A 19,061-nucleotide genomic window follows, 5' to 3' on the forward strand; every position below is an offset into this window, starting at 1 on the left:
CCTCCTTGGCCTTGCGCAGGGCCGGAACGATGGCTTTGCCGTTTACCGGCCAGACGATCATGACGTCCGCCTGCTGAGCGATGAGATCCTGCACCTGGTCGGATTGCTTGGCGGGGTCGACTTGCGCGTCGAGCACGATGGTCTTGACGCCGAGTTGCTTGGTATAGGCGTTGAACGTGTCGAGATAGGTCGCGACATAGCTGTTCACGCCGGAACCCAAATTGGCAAAGCCGATGGTGATTTCACCGAGCGGTTTTGGAAGGGGCGAGGGGAGCCAGTCCTGCTTTTCCTGAGCCGCCGAGACGCTGGCAAGCAACGCCGACAGGGCGAACCCTGCGGCGATTTTTTTAAACAGATTCATATCTTTCCTCCTTTTTTGATAGTTGGCTGCACGTGTTCGGGTCGAATTCACGAACTCGCTGGCTCCTCCCCAGCCTATCGCGTCTCAGGACGTACCCGCGGGTCCTGGTACCGTCACCGTCATTCCGCCGTCGAGAACGAGCGTCTGTCCCGTCAGGTAGGCGGATGCCTTGGACGCAAGAAACACCATGGTGCCACCGAGCTCCTCGGCTTCCGCCCACCGTCGGAGGGGGGTCCTGGAAATGACGGATTGGTAGAAATCCTGGTCTTCCAGGATTTGCCTGTTCATCTCTGTGAAGAAGTATCCCGGAGCGACGGCGTTGCTCGTGATGCCCTGAGGGCCGAATTCCGCGGCGAGGGACTTCGTCAAGCCGACAACGCCATGTTTTGCCGCTACGTAAGTGGCCTGGCCGGCTCTGCCGATATTGCCCATAATGGACGATAGGTTGATGATGCGGCCGTAACGGTTCTTGGACATCACGGGCGCTACAGCCCCGGCGATAAGCAGCATCGACACGAGGTCGACGTTCAACAGCTTGCGGAACTCATCCCCGGTCGTATCGACGAGCGGCTTGCGCAGGATCATCCCGGCGTTGTTGACCAGGATGTCGATCCGGCCATGACGTGCCGCGATGTCCGCCACCAGCGATTTGATGCCGGGTTCGTCAGTGACATCCAGAAATGCGGCCTCGGCTCTCAGCCCGTCATCGAGGAGTTTCGCGGCAGCGGCTTCACTGGCTGGCAGGTCGATGTCGGTTACCACGACATGCGCTCCGGCACCGGAGAGTGCACGGGCAGTAGCAAGACCGAGACCCCTGGAGGCTCCGGTAATGAGCGCGACCCGACCGGCGAGATCGAAATCGTCGATCATCGGACTGCCTTTTCCGGCAACATGCCCGCCTTTTCGAAGCGCCAGGATGGGGGCTGCATCAGCTCCAGCGTGTAGCCGTCCGGATCATGAAGGTAGCAGGTGAAGCCGCCCTGATTGATGCCGGCGGTGATCGCCACCGGCTCGGAAACGAATTCCACGCCAGCGGCCGACATCTTCTCGTACATTGCGCGAACGTCACGCGTTCCGAATGCGAAATGAGCGGCGCCGACATTGCAGGGCTTGGTATCGATCTTGACGCCCTTCGGCTGGATGTACTCCATAAGCTCGATTATGTGCCCGGACAGTCCGGCATCCAGGCTTGGCACTTTGAGAAGGACCGCCTTGAGGATTGCGCCGGGGATTCCGACCAACTTCCTCGTGTATTCGTTGTCCTGTATCTGCGTGTGGATGACCTCGAGCCCGAGCAGGTCGGTGTAGAAAGGCAACGTCCTTTCCATACTCTCCACCGTCCAGGAGGCGTGCCACATTGAACAGACAGTCATTGATAACCTCGCATTGCTTGGTGTTTCGGCACTAAGCGGCTGTCGATGCAGTGAACCGGTATTCGATGGTCCTGGGCGTGGCGGGATCGAGTTCCACCACGGTCGCGACACCCCGCCTGTTGATTGGATTGGAGGCCCGGCTCGCCCTCGTGCCCAGGTCGAACGTGCCTGTGACTGGCTCGACCCCAAGGCAGAGATTTCGGCTATCCCAGGGCGCGTAGCTGCGACCGCGATTGCTCATCCAAAGAAGAAGCGAATTGAAATCGGCCGGATTCCAGGACAGTCCATACGAGACGCCCTTGGCGTCGTCGACGAATTCGACCCGCCCGTCGATCCCGCAAAGCTGCAATATCTCCTCGGTGTCATGCGCAAACGGAAGCCTGTCGAAGGGCGCCGTTCCTCCGGCCGCCTGTGGAACCTTGGCGATGTCCTCGAACATGGCGCCCGGCAGAGCTCGTGACACCCCCGGCTCGGGACCCGCCGCATGCACGACACCGAACTTGAATGCCCCCGGTTTTATCTGAAAGGCGCCGGAAAATTCCGGCAAGGCAAAATTCGGATGCAGGCCAATCGGACGGGACACGGCCCTGCGTGTCTCGATCGTCAGCGCGAAGGTCAAGTTGGGGCCGTTCCTGTCTGCTGCGACTTTGCGTACCAGCCTTCGGATTGCGGAGGTGTTGGGATATTCAATCTCGATCTCGATGCTTGTTTCATCCCTGCGAACAAGCCGCCAATCCGCGACGGTGCCGTAGCCGTGCAGAAGGAAGTCGGTCTCATCGAGTGCAGCGTCGGCGCCCGAGCGCTGCAGGCTCGGCTTCCATTCGTCCGTTACGCTCTCCTGCGGGTAGTCGGCGCCGAAGGGAACGCACGGGAACTCGCTCCTGAGGTTCTCAAGAATGGGCGGGTCGGCCTTGACACCCGAGGCGATCCAGGGGGCTTCATAAAATGGTGCCACAAGCTGTGCGCCGATTTGCAACTCGACTCCAGCGAGCATCCCGCCGTTTGCGTGTAGATCGAATTTCCCGTAGGGCCAAACCACTGTCCAAACCGTCGTCATTTCAAAGCCTCCCGAGTGCGCCGAAAGTCATGCCGCGGTGTGGTCAGGAACGCGGGCGGCCGGTTGGGGACCGCTATCCGAGCAGCCGAGAATCGACTGGTCGTAGTCGACCAGTGACCCGGTCATGATCCCCGACTCCGGGGAAACCAGGAAAACAGCGGCGCGCGCGACCTCGACCGGGTCAAGCAGGCGCCCAAACGGCAGTTTTGTGCCAGCTTCCGCCAGAAATTTTTCCGACCCCGGGCCGATGACCGAAGCCATCATTGCCCGCTCGCCGGGCGAATCCGTCCAGCCGATGTTGAGCCCGTTCACCCGGATCCGGTCAGGGAGCAGCGAGAAAGCCACGTTCCTGGTCAGCGTGGCGAGAGCGCCTTTTGAGGCGCAGTAGGGTGCAATGAAGCTCTGGCCACCATGGCCGGACATGCTGACCAAGTTCAAAATGGAGCCGTTCGCCTTTTCCCTGCGCATGATTTCGACCGCCTTCTGGATCAGAAAGAACGGCGCGCGCACGTTGACCGCGAACAGGCGGTCAAATGTCTCGGGCGAGGTGTCAAGAATGGTACCACGGCTCGTGTCGCCTGCCGCGTTCACAAGGATGTCGACCCGGCCGAACGCCTTGTCGGCGGCCTCCATGATGCGTGAAGCTGCTTCGACTTCGGCGAGATCGGCTTGCACGAAAGAAGCCCGGCAACCCTTTGCGGCGAGCGCGGCCGCCACAGCCGCTCCCCTTTCAGGCTGACGGCCCGTGATCAGGCACCCTGCAATCTGACGCTCGGCCAGAAGGCGCGCGATTTGTTCGCCCACACCTTGCGTGCCGCCCGTAACGACCGCGACGCTTTGCTCCAATGGTCGAGCCGTGAATGACATTGAACCCTCCCAGGAACCTTCATCTGCAGGTTGGTACACGTTATCTGATATCACAGTCAAGGCGTAATCCCTGGCATTTTCATCGATATATGATGCTTACATTAATATTTGACATTTTTGCGAGAGCAAGCCATTCCTTTAGAGACCGTTTGGAGGAGCACAAGATGAATGCGAGCGTTAGCGTGGACCGGCAGCCCGTGAAGGATTCAGACATGAACTTTGCGCGCGAGATGTTCGCGCGGATTGCCTTTATCAGGGCATTCGAGGCCAAGGCATGGGCGTTAACCCAGACCAATCCCCCCCGCGTCATGGGCTCGATGCATTTCTGTGCCGGACAGGAGGCCGTCCCATTAGGGGCCTTGGCTGGTCTCAAAGACGACGATCAGATCATTGCGACCTATCGTGGTCATGGCTGGGCGCTTGCCGCTGGATTGGATTCGCATTCCGTCATGGCCGAGATATGCCAGAAGGCGGAGGGGCTGAACGGTGGTCGCGCGGGTTCACCATACTTCATGGCCCCCGATACCCGCTTCATTGGGGAGAATTCGATCGTTGGTGCAGGGACCACGATGGCGTGCGGGATTGCGCTTGCCAACGTGGCGCGGGGCAACGGGAGGGTCGTGGTGGTGTCCATCGGTGACGGCGCGATGAACCAGGGCGCCGTGCACGAGGCCTTAGCCTTCGCGGCCGCCAAAAAACTTCCAGTCATTTTCGTGGTCGAGAACAACGGCTGGTCGGAGCTGACCGCGACCTCCGACATGTTCCTGGTGGAACGTCTTGCCCAACGCGCCAGTGGCTATGGCATCGCATCGGCGACGATCAACGGGGCAGATCCGATGATCGTACGCGACAGCGTCGCGCTGGCGGCCGCGCGCGCGCGCGCCGGCGATGGACCGAGCCTGCTCGAATGCCGCGTTCCGAGACTTTGGGGTCACTACAATAGGGACATCGAACACTACCGGTCAAAGGCGGACAAGGCTGCCGCGGAAGCCCGCGATCCGCTTGTGGAATTGGGAGAACGCCTTTTTGCCAGCGGGGTCTCGGCCGAGGATCTCGACCGGATAAAGGCGTTCCAGAGCAAGCAGGTCGAGCACATGACCGAGACCGTGATGGCATCGGAAGACCCAGATCCCAACATGGCTCGAAACAACGTCGTCGCATCCCGGCCGACGACAGCGCCGAAAGGTCCCAAGATAGTCGAGAGCAAGGAGATGACCTACATCGAAGCGGTGAATGCGGCGCTGAGGGCGGAACTCGAAAATGAGCCGCGGACGCTGCTTTACGGCGAAGATATCGGCAAGGGTGGTGGCATTTTCGGCGGCAGCCGATATCTGCAAAGGGACTTTGGCGCCGAAAGGGTCTTCGACACGCCGATCGCCGAAAACGCCATCCTCGGCTCGGCTGTCGGCGCCGCCATTGCCGGAATGAAGCCGATAGTAGAGATCATGTGGGCGGACTTCATTTTCGTGGCCCTCGACCAACTGGTCAACCAGGCCGCGAACATCCGCTACATCACCGGGGGCAAGACATCGGTGCCGATGGTGGTGCGCACACAACAGGGAGCCACCCCGGGCTCCTGCGCGCAACACTCTCAGTCCATCGAAGCCATGCTCGCCCACGTCCCCGGCCTCAAGGTCGCCTTGGCCGCCACCGCATCGGATGCCTATTCACTGATCCGCTCCGCGGCAGCCGACCCGGACCCGTGCGTTATTATTGAATCCCGCTCTCTCTACCAGACGAAATCGACCGTGGACTTGACCGACGGTGCGGAAGTCGTCGGCAAGGCGAGGAAGCGCCGCGACGGCAAGGACGCCGTGATCGTGACCTGGGGAACGATGGTTGGACCTGCTCTGGCGGCAGCCGAGGCTCTGTCAGCGGAGAACTGCGATGTCGGCGTGCTGGACCTTCGTTGGCTGAACCCTTTGGATGAGAAGGCCATCGTTGACGCCGTGACAGCGGCGAAAGGCAAGGTGCTCATCGTTCACGAAGCGGTGAGGACGGGGGGCTTTGCCGGGGAAATCGCCATGCGCATTCGCGAACTCGTTCCGGAAATGGACCTCAGGATTTCGCGATTGACGACCCCAGATGTCCGGATGCCTTCGAGCCCGGTGCTGCAGGCGGCGCTACTGCCGAACGCCAAGTCGATTGCGGCGGCCGTGAAAACGATAGCGTCCTGACGGTCGGCAACGGGGCAGTTTCGACGAATGCGAGGTCGTTCTCTGTCTCGCCAGAGAACCGGTGACGAAGTGTCCCCATGCTGTCGCCGCCGATTGCGCGAGGTGCTGTCGCCAGGGCCCCAGTTAAGTTCCAGGACCGTCAGGTCGGTTCACGCTAGAGCGTGTCAGTGAAAAAGGCGGACATCGCCTCGATCTGACCGGTCAGCATCTGCTCTCCCCGGTGGATTTGGACGCCGGCCTTTTGCGCTGCTTTCAGCAATGGCGTTATTTCGGGAACCATGACCACCTCGCAAACGGCACCTGACCCCCGGAGCACGTTTTCGCTGAATGGCAAGGGATCGCATTCCCTCATCCCGAGAGACGTACCGTTGACGAGCAGGTCAAACGCGCAGCGTCGACCTTGCCCGTCGTCGACCGATACGTCGGCATGCGGAAAGGCGAGCAGCAGCCGGCTGCGCAGTTCCTCTGCCGCGTGCCTGTTGCGATTGCGAATGGAAAGGGATCCGGCACCCTTCGAGATCAACTCAAATGCAATCGCTCGTGCCGCGCCACCCGCCCCAGCCATTGCAACGGACTTTCCCTTGAAGGGTATTCCTGCCGTTTCGAGGCCCTTGACGAAACCCGGGCCGTCGAGCATGTCGCCCTGCAGTCGACCGTCGTCTAGTCGTCGAACGACGTTGACTGCCCCGATCATGTGGGCTCGTTCAGTCACGACATCGCATAACGTCGCGAGGCTGGACTTGTGAGGGATCGTTGCCACGAAGCCCGCAATGGAAGCGACATCCTTGCTAGCGCAGAACACGGAAGCCAAGCGGTCTGGAGATACCTGATAGGGAACCACGATACCGTCATGGCCAAGCTCGGCGAATCTAGCGTTGAGCAATGTCGGCGTCCTGACGTGCAGGACCGGATCAGCAAAAATGGGGTAAAGCTTCGTCGTGCCCGATATCGCCAATGATCCCTCCCCTTTAACGCGCGTAGCTAAAGGAAAGGGAAAAGCGATGTCAAATTGTCATACTGACATCATTAGCTGAAGGAATTTACCGCTTCGCTATGGCCTTGAGCCTTTCGACGTAGCGGTCAACATTTTCGTTGAAGCGTTCGGACGGTGCCGACAGGCCCAGCACAATTTGCGAGGGCATTTTCCCGATCGGAACAGCGAGGCAGGACAGCCCTTGAGCATATTCCTGGTTCTCGACCGCAAAACCACGATCACGCGCCTCGGCAAGTTGGCGTTTGAGAATTTCCATGTCGATGATGGTGTTTTCCGTTCGCTTCCTGAGTTCGTGTGCGGATAGATATCGATCCAAGTCAGAGGGATGGACCATCGACAGCAGCATTTTGCCACTTGCTCTGGCATGGGCATCGCCCGCTGTCCCCGGGGCGATCTCTCCGGCTCGGACCGATGCCGTACCTGCGGCACTTGCCACGACTACAATCTCGCCGCCGACCCATCCGACGATATAGGCGGTTTCACCAGTGATCTTCGCCGCCTGATCTGCCAAATCCGCCATCATGCCGGACGCAGTCAACTGACGCTTAAAGCCATCGGCAATAGCGGCAACGCCAAAGCCAAGTGCATACGAGCTACCGCCGACCTTTCTCAGCATGTCGGTTTCCACCAGAGTGTGAATCAGATGGTAGACCACCTGCCGGGGTATCGACAGATCGTCACTGATTTGTTTTGCCGACACGCCCGCGCTGCTCTGCAGGCCAACATACCTCAGGATCTCGACGGTCCGCGCCGCCGTCTGCACCCGCGGCTTTTCTGTGCGGTTGTAAACTGCATCCATAGCCATCTCTGATCCTTTTGTGGCGTCGACAACGGGGTCTAGCACAGACCTCCCTAACTGTTCTAAAGTTGCGCGTCTGGAGAAAGAGACAATAGCAAACAAAACTAAGCCGGAACGAGTCCATAACGAGCCACAAAGGGTGCTTGTGGCGGAACTCAAAAGCTTCATGGCCGCGGCGGACCGTCTCGGTCTCTCGCCAGCGATGTCGGCAAGCTCTCCTTCACGGCCAACGACGCTGGTCAGGTTGAAGGAAATCGCCGCCAAACATATCCCGTACCCAGTGCACCGCAGGCAGCAAGCGCCAGGCCGTGCCCGAATGAGGCAAGTTGGGGTCCATTTTCGGCTGTCCCTGAGAACGGCATTTGCGACGAGGATGATCCTTCTCAGGGTTGCGGTGAGAGCGACCTTTGCGGCTTTGCCTGTGGGACGAATTTCTCATCCGCATCTCGGGCCGTGCTTGCGCGTCGTGAGACGGTCGTTGGAATTCCGCGCGAACTGCTAAGCCGGCACTCGTACACAGATATCGTCCTTGACCTTTCCATCTAGGAAGCCCGTCTCGGATAAGTCGTGAGTCAGTTTGACCGCTACCCGCGGCGCAGGTCGGCGGATGATCCAGACAGTCAGCTGGCAGGCGAGAATTGGACAGCCAAAGGTTACAGGGAGCGGCAGTGCGGCTCGCCGCGGACGGGCAATTCTCTGCTGGCAAAAGGACCGCAAAAGCGCCATCATGCAACAAAAATTGCGAGGATGCGAATTGTGAAAGAGATAATCGGAGCTCCCAGGGATTACGAGGAACTCATTCGTGTGATCCACGACCGCTACGACGAAATGAGCAAGTCATATCAGAAGATAGCGGTCTATCTTACGCAAAACCCCAATGATGTTGCGGTCCGATCCGTAAACTCGATCGGTGAAACCTCAGGCGTACACGCTTCAAGTTTTGTGCGCTTTGCCCAAGCGCTTGGCTATGAGGGGTTCAAGGACCTTCAAACCTTGTTCCAGAAGCGCTTGTCGACCGCTGCCCCCGGCTTCGAAGCACGCATCAAGGCGCTCGAGATGGAACTGGGAGGGCGCAGGGATCGCAGCGAAGTCGGATTTTTGCATGACCTTGTCGTCCGGGACATCGCCTCTCTAAAAGAGATGCTCACGGATATTCCGGCCGAGAAATTGGCCGAAGCGGTGAAGCTGCTCGAGAAAGCCGACGTCATCTATCTGCTGGGGCAGTTGCGCTCGGCGCCAGTCGTTGAACTTCTTCGCTATATATTGACCATGCTGGGGAAGCGCTGCGTTCTGCTCGATCCCGGTGGCGGGCTTGCGACGCATATGGCGCATGCAATACGGAAAAGCGACGTCCTGTTCGCCGTGTCGTTCCGCTTCTATGCAAATGAGGTGGTGAATATAGTGGAACACGCGGCAGGGCGCGGCATATCCATCGTAGCTATCTCTGACAGCACTTTGTCGCCGCTGGCCAAAAGTGCAAGTGTTCTCTTTGCCGTGCCTGAGCACGAATACACCTTCTCCAGGTCGCTGGCGGCTCCAATGTGCCTTGCTCAGGCCCTCACCGTGGCATTGGCCGCCAGGCTTCAGAACAATGCAGTCAGTCCCCGTATCCCAACCGTTACTGCGGAGTAGGGTGGTGAGACCCGCTGCCGCCTTTGGAGTCGATGTTTTGCTTCGTGATGGAAATCGTCCGCCGCGGTCGGCCTGTTCCGCTATGTCGCTGCTGCGGACCAATCCTGAATTCGGCTCTGGGATAGGAGGGTTTTCCGAGTTCAGCATCGGCGACGCGGCCGTTTAGGCCTTCCTCCTTGCAGTTTTGCGTTAATCCATCTGCTGCCGGCTGAGCAATGAAGACCTTGCAACGAGGCGGCCGCTACGCCGACCCTCCCGCAGAGTTCAGGAGTTCAGTCCTCTACTGAGTAGCCGGACGCTGCTATGACACGCCGCAATTCTCGATGGCCGATTCTGGCCATCTTCGAGGGCGGGTTCGTCACGGGATCCTGTTCGGCCTCAACCACGAACCAGCCTTCATAGCCGTGGAAAGCCAGGCGCTTCACGATTGCCTCAAAATCCAGAGATCCGTCACCCGGCACAGTGAAGGCGCCCTTGACCACCGCGTCGAGAAAGCTTTCGCGCGTGCGATCGAGGCCTTCGATGACATGCCGACGCATGTCCTTGGTGTGGACGTGCGAAATCCGAGGGTGGTGCTTGTCGATGAGGCGCAGCACATCGCCGCCGGCGAATGCCATATGCCCGGCATCGTAAAGCAGCGGCAGAGCCTCTCCGGAATGGTTCATCAACTGATCCACCTCGGCCTCGGTCTCGATCGGCGCCCCCATGTGATGGTGATAGGCAATCGGCATGCCTTCGCCGGCGCACCACTCGGCGAATGCCGTCAGCTTCCGGCCATAGGCCTTTGTCTCCTCCTGTGACAGCTGGCGCTTGGTGGCGAGTGGCGCGGTACGGTCGCCCTGTATGGAGCCCGCGGTTTCGCCATACACGATGCAGGGAGCATTCACCGCCTTGAAAAGCGCCATCTGCCTGCCGATACGATCCTTCTCCGCCTCGATGTCACCATCGAGCAGCAGTCCCGAAAACCAGCCTCCGCAAACGCTCATGCCTTGCTGCTTCAGGATCGGCTCCAGTACCTTTGCCTCCATAGGGAAGCGGCGGCCTGTCTCCATGCCGGTGAATCCGGCTTCGCGGGCTTGCCGCAGGCACTCCTCCAACGACACGTCATCGCTCAGTTCCGGAAGATCGTCGTTCCACCATGCGATCGGCGCGATGCCGAGTTTGGCTTTCATTCTTCATCTCCAATGGAAGCTTCGCCTAGAAAAAGCCGGAACAATTCGAAGGGAGGTTCGAATCGTTCCGGCTGGGGGCGCAAAGAGGGCGCCGAAGTGATCAGATGCCAATGCGTTGCCTTTTGCGGCCTTCCATTTGGGACGCACGGGCCTCTTGGACGTCCGGCCGATCGCTGATTTCAGGCACACCGACATCCCACCATGCGTCGCCGGGCGTCCAGGTGAAGGCGTCCGTGACAATGGTGATGACGGTAGTGCGGTCGGTGGTCTTGGCCCAATCCAGCGCCTGGCCGAGATCGGCGAGGCTGTCGACATGGCGTGTCAAGGCGCCCATCGCTTCAGCGTGCTTGGCAAAGTCGACGGTGAAGGGCTCCTTCACCCGGCAATCCCTGATCAGATTGTTGAACGAGGCGCCGCCCTTGCCGTTCTGCAGGCGGTTGATGACGGCATAGCCGCCATTGTCGCAGACGATGATGATCATCTTGTGCCCGGCGAGAACCGAAGAGTAGATGTCGGAGTTCATCATCATATATGTGCCATCGCCGATCATGACGATCGGGGTTCGGGTCGGATCGGCCATCGCTGCACCCCACCCGGCTGCGATCTCGTAGCCCATGCAGGAGAAGCCAAATTCGCAATCGAAGGTGTTGGGCTCCTTGACGCGCCAGTTCTTCATCACCTCGCCAGGCAGCCCGCCGGCGGCCGTAATGAGCAGGTCGCGCTCGCCAGCCTTGGCGTTCACCACCCCGACGACTTGTGCGTAGGTCGGGACAGGGTCGTTGGTTGGCTTCTGGAAGGTATCGAGCATTGTGTTCCACTTGGCGAATTCGGCGCGCCCCTTGCTGGTCCAGTCCGGGTCTGCCTGCCAGGGGCCAAGCGTGTCATCGAGTTCGCGCAGCGTTTCCAGCGCATCGCCAACCACCGGCAGGGCGCGATGCTTGGTCGCGTCCCAGCGCGCGGTATTGATCGACACGAACTTGGCATCGGGTGCGAATGCGCTCCATGAGCCGGTGGTGAAGTCCATCAGCCTTGTACCAACCGCGAGCACGACATCTGCCTGAGCGGCCAATGCATTTGCCGAGGTCGAGCCCACAATCCCGATCGGGCCGACATGTGCGGGATGGTCGTGCGAGACAGTGCCCTTCCCGGCGATGGTCTCGGCCAGCGGGATGCCGCGTTTTTCGGCCATATGCGCGAGCACCTTGCCGGCGTCGGAATAGCGCGCGCCGCCACCCGAAATAATGAGTGGCCGCTTCGCATTCTTCAGAATGCTAATGGCCTCGGCCAGCCGGTCCCTGTCTGGGCGTACGCGGGGAATTGAATGGACGGTCCGCTCGAAAAAGGCCGCGGGATAGTCCCAGGCGATTTCCTGAACGTCCTGAGGCAAGGCAATGAAGGCCGGGCCGCAATCGGCCGGATCGAGCAGCACGGCGACGGCCTGTGGCAGGGATGACAGGATCTGCTCGGGATGGACAATACGATCCCAGTAGCGGGTTACAGCCCTGAAGGCGTCGTTGACGTTGATGGTGGGATCCCCGAAATGCTCGACCTGCTGCATGACCGGGTCGGGTCGACGGTTGACGAAGGTGTCGCCGGACAGGAGAAGCACAGGCAACCTGTTCGAATGGGCCACGCCGGCAGCCGTCACCATGTTCAGCGCCCCTGGGCCGATCGAGGTTGCCGCTACCATGATTTGCCGGCGGCGCCTTGCTTTGGCAAAGCCAATCGCGGCGAGCGCCATCGACTGCTCGTTTTGCCCCCGCCACGTCGGAAGCACATCCTTTATCGCTTCGAGTGCTTCGGAAAGGCAGGTGACATTGCCATGACCGAAAATGGCGAATACGCCCGGAAAGAGCGGCACCTGCTCGCCGCAGATGACGATGAACTGGTTGGACAGGTACCGCACCAGCGCCTGTGCCACGGTCAGACGGACTGTTGCCATCATCTCACTCCTCCCTCGTACGATCTTTTCATTTCTACAGAATGATTATTGACAAATCAATCGTTCTGCAATGGTTATTGCGGGACTACGGGAGATGGCAGTTTTGCCGTCCTGGTTGTGCCGATGACGAGCGCCGCTGCTGATCCTGGTGGAGGCGATGGGGGTAGACGGAGGGGTGCTCTCCGCCAATGCAAGCGAGATCGGGTAGACCCATGTACCGAAGCTTTGGATTGTTCATCAACGGCCAGTGGCGCGCCGCCGAGGGCAGGGCAACCACGTCGGTCGTGAGCCCAGTGACCGAAGAGACAGTTGGCGACGCTCCGGTCGCGACGCGCGCCGATACCGAGGAGGCGCTTGAAAGTGCCGCTCGCGGTCTGTTGGCCTGGAGAGGCCGCACTGGGTTCGAGCGGGCCGAGGTCCTGCATGCCGTCGCGGACGAAATGAGCCGCCGCAAGGCGGAAGGCGCACGCATGATCTCGACCGAGACCGGCAAGCCGATCGCGCAGTCGGAGCGCGAATGGGGCCTCGCTGCCGACCAGTTCCGCTGGTACGCGGAAGAGGCTCGGCGCATTTATGGGCGCGTTGTCGAAAGCCGCGTTCCCGGTGGTCGTTTCGAGGTCCTGCACGAGCCTATAGGGATCGCCGCGGCCTTCACGGCCTGGAATTTTCCCGCCGCCCTCGTTGCCCGCAAGGTGGCGCCTGCGCTCGCTGCCGGCTGCTCGATCATCGTACGCCCATCAAGCCAGACGCCAGGCACCGCCATGGTTATTGTCGACTGCATTCGCGCTGGCAACCTGCCCGCCGGTACGGTCAGTCTCGTGGTTGGCCCAACCGGCACGACCTATGTGCCGATCATGGCCTCGCCGCAGGTGCGCAAGGTGTCCCTTACCGGGTCAACTCGTGTCGGCCAGCAAATGATCCGCGATGCCGCCGACACGGTAAAGAAAGTGTCGATGGAGCTTGGCGGCAACGCACCGCTGATCGTGTTCGACGATGCGGACTTGGAGGCCGCACTCAACATTTCGGTGCCGACCAAATACGCGAATGCGGGCCAGGTCTGCGTCACGCCCGACCGCTTTTTCCTGCACGAAAGCATCCACGACGCCTTCGTCGATGGCTTCGTGCAGCGCGCCAAGGCGTTGAAACTGGGCAACGGGCTGGACCCTTCCGTCCAGATGGGGCCGCTCATAAATGCCAGCCGGCTGGCCGGTATCGAGAACATCATCGCCGAGGCGAAGAATGCGGGCGCCAAGATCGTTGCTGGCGGGCGGCGCGCGACTGCCTTCAACGACGGTTATTTCCATGAGCCCACGGTGCTGGTCGATGTCAGCGACGATATGCGGGTGTTCTCAGAAGAGAATTTCGGGCCTATCGCTGCGGTCACCCGGTTCTCCTCGGATGACGAGGTGCTTGAGCGCGCCAACGCTTCCGACATGGGATTGTCCGCTTACGCTTTCACGCGCAGCCCCAAGCGTGCCCGTCGCGCGGTCGCCGAACTCAAAGCGGGCATGGTCGGTATCAACAGCTTTGCGCTGGCGGCATCCGAAGCGCCCTTTGGCGGCACGAAATATTCGGGCATGGGCCGCGAAGGCGGCCTCGAAGGTATCGGCGACTACCTCGATACCAAGCTCGCCCAAATCGTATTCTAACGGAGGCTGGATTGATCAAGAACAAGCTCAAGCAGGTCTGGGCTGGTGGCCAGCCGACCATCAACGGCTGGCTGTCCGTCGGCAACCCCTTCACTGCCGAGATCATGGCCGCGCAGGGCTATGACAGCCTCAGCATCGACCTCCAGCACGGCGCGCTCGACTATTCGATGCTCCTGCCGATGTTCCAGGCCATGCGCGCCTCTGGCGTCGTGCCGATGGCACGCGTACCCTGGCTGGAGCCGGGCATCGTCATGAAGGTGCTGGATGCCGGCGCCTATGGCGTGATCTGCCCGATGGTCAATACACCCGAACAGGCGGCGCAATTCGTCAGCTACCTGCGCTATCCGCCGGCCGGTCAGCGCAGTTTCGGGCCGACCCGCGCCAATTTTTCGGCCGGCGCGAACTATGCCGCGGAAGCCAATGACGAAATCCTGGCACTCGCCATGGTCGAGACCGCCGAGGCGATGCGCAATCTCGAGGCGATCGTTGCAACGCCCGGGCTCGACGGGGTCTATGTCGGCCCCGCGGACCTGACATTCAGCTTGCACCAGGGTCGGCTCGCACCGGCCTTCGACCGCGAGGAGCCGGAGATGATCGAGGCTTTCCAGACCATTGTGGCGGCCTGCAAGAAGTTCGGCAAACGTTCAGCACTCCATTGCGGTACACCCGATTATGCGGCTCGGGCGGTCGGTTGGGGCTACGACATGACAACCGTGTCCGGGGATTCCCGTCTGCTTGCCGCTGCGGCCTTGCACAGTGTGTCACGCTTCCGCGATCTGACCGGCCAGAACGTGGCCGCGACCCTGTCCGGCAAAGGGACCTACTGATGCCACACGTCCTGGTCGCAGGCCGGCTTCATCCGAGTGGCATAGCCCTTCTCGATGCCGCCCCAGACGTCACCTACGACTATGTTGAGGACGTGTCGGAGCCGAGCTACGCGCCCCTGGTCGACCGGGCCGAGGGACTTGTCCTTCGCACACAGCCGTTGTCTGGTGCGACAGTCGCCCGTGCCAAGAGACTCAGGATCGTCTCACGCCATGGCGTTGGCTACGACGCCGTCGACCTGCCATCGCTCACCAGCCGCGGTATCGCGCTGGCGATCGTCGGTGACGTCAATTCGGTGTCGGTGGCCGAGCACGCGATGATGCTTTTGCTGGCCGCCAGCAAGCGGCTGGTCCGTGCCGACAGGGCCGTGCGCGACGGGAACTGGGGCTGGCGCAACAGCCTTGAAGCACAAGAACTCTTCGGCAAGCGGCTGCTGATCATCGGCTATGGTCGTATTGGCCGGCATCTGGCGCGCATGGCCGTCGCATTTGGCATGGAGGTGCGGGCGCACGACCCGTTGCTGTACAAACAGGGCTGGCCAGCCGGGTCTGTCATTTCGCAGAGCGACCTTGCTCAGGGGCTGGCATGGGCCGACGCCGTTTCGGTCAACGTGCCCAAAGCCGACGAGCCAGTCATCGGCGCTGGCGAGATCGCAGTGATGAAACGCAATGCGATCCTGGTAAACACGGCGCGTGGCGGAGTGGTGGATGAAGTGGCGCTGGCGGCGGCCTTGCGCGACGGCCGCATCGGCGCGGCCGGTCTGGATGTGTTCGATGACGAACCGCCGGGGATCGATCACGCGCTCTTTGGACTGGACCAGGTGATACTGACCCCTCACATCGCTGGCCTGACTGCCGAATGTGGGGAGCGGATGGCCATCGCCTCCGTCCGAAATGTGCTCGATTTCTTCGCCGGCAAGATCGATCGGGCGCTTGTGGTCAACGATGACCGGCTGAATGGCAGGTGAGCGGTTCGACAAGGCTGGCTCGCCAGGCGGTTAGCGCCTCGTGCCAGGCAGTGCGGGCTGGTCCTCAGTCAAAGACGCTGCAACCAAGCTCATTTCGGCAAATGCCTGAGGCACTAACATCCAGGCAGCACGATCAGGGACTACACGAAATCCCTTTCAAGGAAAATCTCTCCAGCCATCCGGGGTGCATCCATGGTTCATAAGAATACCCGCCCAACTGTCGCTGACATTCGCGTCATGAAGGCGCGAGGGCAGAAGATCTCAATGCTTTATGTCACAACGCTGGAAGAGGCTGCGGCTGCAGACGCTGCCGGGATCCATATGTTGTCGATCGAAGGCCGCTTCTTTTCTCCCGCCATGCGCGAGGCCGCTGGGGCTTGCTTCGTGCAGGTCGGCCTGCCATTTGGTTCGTCCGGAACAGTCGAGGGCAGCAGGCTCGCCACTGCGGAGGATTATCTTCGCGCAGCCTTTCACTTTGCCGCGATGGGAGGGGACTGCTTTTATTGTGCGGCTTCCTATGACATTCAAAAGGTGCTTTGCGACAACCGGGTGCCCATCGTTGCCCATGTCGGCCTTGTCCCGACCCACATCACCTGGACGGGCTTTCGTGCCGTCGGCAAGACGGCGTCGGAAGCCTTGATGATTTGGCGGCAGGTAAAGCAACTTGAAACGGTTGGCTGCTTCGGGGCTGAGCTTGAAGTCGTGCCAGATCGGCTTGGCGAATTCATTTCAAGAAATACGTCGATGATCATGCTCGGCATGGGAGCCGGACCGGGCGCTGACGCCCAGTATCTTTTCGCTGAAGATGTTTTGGGCCATACCGACGGCCACAAGCCGCGCCATGCGAAAACCTACCGCAACTTTGCGGCGGAATATGCTCGGCTTCAGCAAGAGCGGATCGCGGCTTTCAAGGAGTTCGTCACAGACGTCGACGCCGGTGCTTACCCGGCCCCGCACCACAATGTCGCGATGCAGGAGAGCGAATATGTCCAGTTCGTGGAGCAGGTCAAACTCTGAGCCGCGGGGTCTGCAGGTTTCACACGACCGCCATCCAGGTCTCTCGCTTGCTGCCCAATGTGGTGCGCAAACCTGTGCACATCGCGTGATCCTCGATGACCGCGCTTCTCAATGCGATCTACATCGCGACCTCGCCTAAGTGCGGCCGCCGGCAAGGCGGGTGCCAGCTGCCGAAGCAGGTCAGCGCGGTGTGATCGATGTCCACCCCAACCACGTCGCCGCCTTCGGCACGGCCTCCCGATATTGAGCTGCCAAGGAAGAAAAACATGTCCAACTTTGCCCTTCGTGTGAAATGCCGCTCAACCAGGGGGATTGTTGCCGCCATTTCGACTTTCCTGGCAGACCAGACCTGCAACATTACCGACAGTGCCCAGTTCGACGATGTCGATACCGGAAATTTCTTCATGCGGGTCAGCTTTCGCTCCGAAGGCGGTCACGGCCTCGAAGAACTCAGGACAGGGCTCGAAGCGATTGCTTCACCTTTTGGCATGGAGGCACAATTCTTCGACGAAGCCGTTAAGCGCAAGGTTATCATCATGGTCTCGCGCTTCGGTCATTGTCTTAACGACCTTCTTTATCGCTGGCGTATCGGTGCTCTTCCGATCGACATCGTGGCGGTGATTTCCAACCATATGGAGTACCAAAAGGTCGTGGTGAATCACGATATTCCCTTCCATTGCATCGCAATAAGGAGAGAAAGCAAGCTCCAGGCCGAAGCGCAGCAGATGCGCATTGTGGAGGAAACGGGCGCCGAACTGGTCGTGCTGGCCCGATATATGCAGGTCCTGTCAGACGACATGTGCCGGACCATGTCGGGCCGGATCATCAACATCCACCACTCGTTCCTGCCTTCGTTCAAGGGCGCCAACCCTTACAAACAGGCCTACGAGCGGGGCGTGAAACTGATCGGTGCCACATCGCACTACGTGACCGCCGACTTGGACGAAGGGCCGATCATCGAGCAAGATACGGTGCGCGTGACCCATGCTCAATCCAACGAGGACTATGTCAGCCTCGGCCGCGACGTCGAGGCTCAAGTCCTCGCCCGCGCGATCCATGCCCACATCCACGGACGAGTGTTTCTCAATGGCAACAAGACAGTCGTCTTTCCGCCTTCGCCGGGTTCGTATGCTTCGGAGCGAATGGGATGATCGCACGCAAGGCCGGTGGTTTTAAGGGGGCTGAATGAGTCTCGCAATCGGCATCATCGGTGCGGGTGTCATGGGCGCCGACCATGCCCGCACTCTCGCCACTCAGGTCGGCGGCGCCAAACTCGTTGCCGTTTCAGATCCCGACGAGGCGCGAGCTTGCGAGGTCGCGCGTGCCCACGAAGCGCGCCGGCATCACACTGACGGCTTTGCCCTTATCGAAGATCCGGCGGTCGAGGCGGTGATCGTCGCTTCCCCGGATCATACGCATGCCGGGATGGTGCTGGCTTGCCTTCGAGCCGGCAAACCGGTGCTGTGCGAGAAGCCGCTCGCGCCCACGATGGCCGAATGCCGCGAACTGATAGAAGCCGAGCACCGTACAGGCCGCCGCATGATCCAGGTCGGGTTCATGCGCCGGTTCGACCCAGGCTATGCCGCCATGTACGCAACGCTGTCCTCAGGCCGGCTCGGACGGCCGCTGCTCATGCATTGCGCCCACCGCAACGCCGCGGCACCAGGCTTCTTTACACCGGAGATGTCGATTGCAAATGCGGCAGTGCACGAATTCGACGTCGCGCGGTGGCTGTTGGGTCTAGAAGCTGTCGCGGTCACTGCCCTCCGATCGACCAGCAAGGCCAACGGAGCGCTGCGCGATCCTATCCTGCTGCTTCTCGAGATGCAGAATGGCGTTCTGGTCGACATCGAGATCTTCATGAACGCAGCCTATGGCTACGATATCCGCGCTGAACTGGTCTGCGAGAACGGCACGGTAGAGCTTGGCCGGCCCGCGTCGAACCTCGTGCGCAACGAAGGTGAGGAGGCGCGCACTTTCCCCGGTGACTGGCGTGGCCGCTTCGGCGATGCCTATCGGCTCCAACTCCAGGCTTGGATAGGGAACCTTCGCGGCAAGGAGCATGGTGGCGCAGGCGCGCTCGATGGCTATGTCGCGACCCTGATCGCGCAAGCAGCCCTTCGTTCGCTTGTCAGCGGCGCGCGCGAGGAGATTTCGCCCGACGCATTCATCGCGCGGACATACCATGGCCGTGAGGGTTCTTGATCCACGGAAATAGACGCGACGGGG

General features: G+C 60.6%; 17 protein-coding genes. 8 read left to right on the forward strand and 9 right to left on the reverse strand.

Annotated features, from left to right (window positions below):
- From NKJ67_RS02730 to NKJ67_RS02750, 5 genes are all read right to left on the reverse strand, one after another.
- A partial coding sequence (locus NKJ67_RS02730) for a substrate-binding domain-containing protein (RefSeq protein ID WP_352580337.1) occupies positions 1 to 412 on the reverse strand: 412 nt, incomplete at its 3' end.
- Between the two features lie 33 nt (positions 413 to 445).
- Positions 446 to 1,231: an SDR family NAD(P)-dependent oxidoreductase gene (locus NKJ67_RS02735; RefSeq protein WP_352580338.1), complete on the reverse strand. Its 786-nt coding sequence runs from the start codon at positions 1,229 to 1,231 to the stop codon at positions 446 to 448.
- On the reverse strand, positions 1,228 to 1,734 hold the full coding sequence (locus NKJ67_RS02740; protein ID WP_352580339.1) for a VOC family protein: 507 nt from the start codon (positions 1,732 to 1,734) through the stop codon (positions 1,228 to 1,230). The genes NKJ67_RS02735 and NKJ67_RS02740 overlap by 4 nt, the downstream gene beginning before the upstream one ends.
- Positions 1,735 to 1,765: 31 nt before the next feature.
- Positions 1,766 to 2,791 (reverse strand): hypothetical protein, encoded by a 1,026-nt coding sequence (locus tag NKJ67_RS02745; protein WP_352580340.1) that lies wholly within the window; start codon positions 2,789 to 2,791, stop codon positions 1,766 to 1,768.
- A 27-nt stretch (positions 2,792 to 2,818) separates the two neighbouring features.
- Positions 2,819 to 3,658: an SDR family oxidoreductase gene (locus tag NKJ67_RS02750; protein WP_352580341.1), complete on the reverse strand. Its 840-nt coding sequence runs from the start codon at positions 3,656 to 3,658 to the stop codon at positions 2,819 to 2,821.
- A gap of 164 nt (positions 3,659 to 3,822) precedes the next feature.
- Here NKJ67_RS02750 and NKJ67_RS02755 point away from each other — a divergent pair, with 164 nt between their 5' ends.
- Positions 3,823 to 5,835 carry an alpha-ketoacid dehydrogenase subunit alpha/beta gene (locus NKJ67_RS02755; RefSeq protein WP_352580342.1) on the forward strand — a complete coding sequence of 671 codons (2,013 nt, stop codon included), beginning with the start codon at positions 3,823 to 3,825 and terminating at the stop codon, positions 5,833 to 5,835.
- Positions 5,836 to 5,989: 154 nt separating this feature from the next.
- Here the strand turns inward: NKJ67_RS02755 and NKJ67_RS02760 are convergent, their stop codons facing one another.
- Both NKJ67_RS02760 and NKJ67_RS02765 read right to left on the reverse strand, forming a co-directional pair.
- A complete protein-coding gene (locus tag NKJ67_RS02760) occupies positions 5,990 to 6,790 on the reverse strand; it encodes a shikimate dehydrogenase family protein (protein WP_352580343.1) in 801 nt (266 codons plus the stop codon).
- An 85-nt stretch (positions 6,791 to 6,875) separates the two neighbouring features.
- A complete protein-coding gene (locus tag NKJ67_RS02765) occupies positions 6,876 to 7,634 on the reverse strand; it encodes an IclR family transcriptional regulator (RefSeq protein ID WP_352580344.1) in 759 nt (252 codons plus the stop codon).
- A gap of 561 nt (positions 7,635 to 8,195) precedes the next feature.
- Between NKJ67_RS02765 and NKJ67_RS02770 the strand changes: the two genes are divergently transcribed.
- Complete coding sequence (locus NKJ67_RS02770; protein WP_352580345.1) at positions 8,196 to 9,260, forward strand: MurR/RpiR family transcriptional regulator; 1,065 nt, start codon at positions 8,196 to 8,198, stop codon at positions 9,258 to 9,260.
- 272 nt (positions 9,261 to 9,532) lie between these two features.
- Here NKJ67_RS02770 and iolE read toward each other — a convergent pair whose 3' ends face one another.
- Both iolE and iolD read right to left on the reverse strand, forming a co-directional pair.
- Positions 9,533 to 10,432, reverse strand: a complete 900-nt coding sequence (gene iolE / locus NKJ67_RS02775) for a myo-inosose-2 dehydratase (RefSeq protein ID WP_352580346.1) — start codon at positions 10,430 to 10,432, stop codon at positions 9,533 to 9,535.
- A gap of 100 nt (positions 10,433 to 10,532) precedes the next feature.
- Positions 10,533 to 12,374, reverse strand: coding sequence for a 3D-(3,5/4)-trihydroxycyclohexane-1,2-dione acylhydrolase (decyclizing) (iolD, locus tag NKJ67_RS02780; RefSeq protein ID WP_352580347.1), 1,842 nt, complete (start codon positions 12,372 to 12,374; stop codon positions 10,533 to 10,535).
- Positions 12,375 to 12,586: 212 nt separating this feature from the next.
- Between iolD and NKJ67_RS02785 the strand changes: the two genes are divergently transcribed.
- From NKJ67_RS02785 to NKJ67_RS02810, 6 genes are all read left to right on the forward strand, one after another.
- Complete coding sequence (locus NKJ67_RS02785; protein WP_352580348.1) at positions 12,587 to 14,023, forward strand: NAD-dependent succinate-semialdehyde dehydrogenase; 1,437 nt, start codon at positions 12,587 to 12,589, stop codon at positions 14,021 to 14,023.
- 11 nt (positions 14,024 to 14,034) lie between these two features.
- The gene (locus NKJ67_RS02790; protein WP_352580349.1) at positions 14,035 to 14,850 is read left to right on the forward strand and encodes an HpcH/HpaI aldolase family protein; all 816 of its coding nucleotides are present in this window, start codon (positions 14,035 to 14,037) and stop codon (positions 14,848 to 14,850) included.
- Complete coding sequence (locus NKJ67_RS02795) at positions 14,850 to 15,815, forward strand: hydroxyacid dehydrogenase (protein WP_352580350.1); 966 nt, start codon at positions 14,850 to 14,852, stop codon at positions 15,813 to 15,815. The genes NKJ67_RS02790 and NKJ67_RS02795 overlap by 1 nt, the downstream gene beginning before the upstream one ends.
- A 192-nt stretch (positions 15,816 to 16,007) precedes the next feature.
- Positions 16,008 to 16,832 carry a 3-methyl-2-oxobutanoate hydroxymethyltransferase gene (locus NKJ67_RS02800; RefSeq protein ID WP_352580351.1) on the forward strand — a complete coding sequence of 275 codons (825 nt, stop codon included), beginning with the start codon at positions 16,008 to 16,010 and terminating at the stop codon, positions 16,830 to 16,832.
- A 266-nt stretch (positions 16,833 to 17,098) separates the two neighbouring features.
- Positions 17,099 to 17,983 carry a formyltetrahydrofolate deformylase gene (gene purU, locus NKJ67_RS02805; protein ID WP_352580352.1) on the forward strand — a complete coding sequence of 295 codons (885 nt, stop codon included), beginning with the start codon at positions 17,099 to 17,101 and terminating at the stop codon, positions 17,981 to 17,983.
- Positions 17,984 to 18,017: 34 nt separating this feature from the next.
- Positions 18,018 to 19,037, forward strand: coding sequence for a Gfo/Idh/MocA family oxidoreductase (locus NKJ67_RS02810; protein WP_352580353.1), 1,020 nt, complete (start codon positions 18,018 to 18,020; stop codon positions 19,035 to 19,037).
- Positions 19,038 to 19,061: the final 24 nt, after the last annotated feature.

It is taken from the genome of Mesorhizobium sp. M0088, assembly GCF_040322895.1.
Classification (GTDB): domain Bacteria; phylum Pseudomonadota; class Alphaproteobacteria; order Rhizobiales; family Rhizobiaceae; genus Mesorhizobium.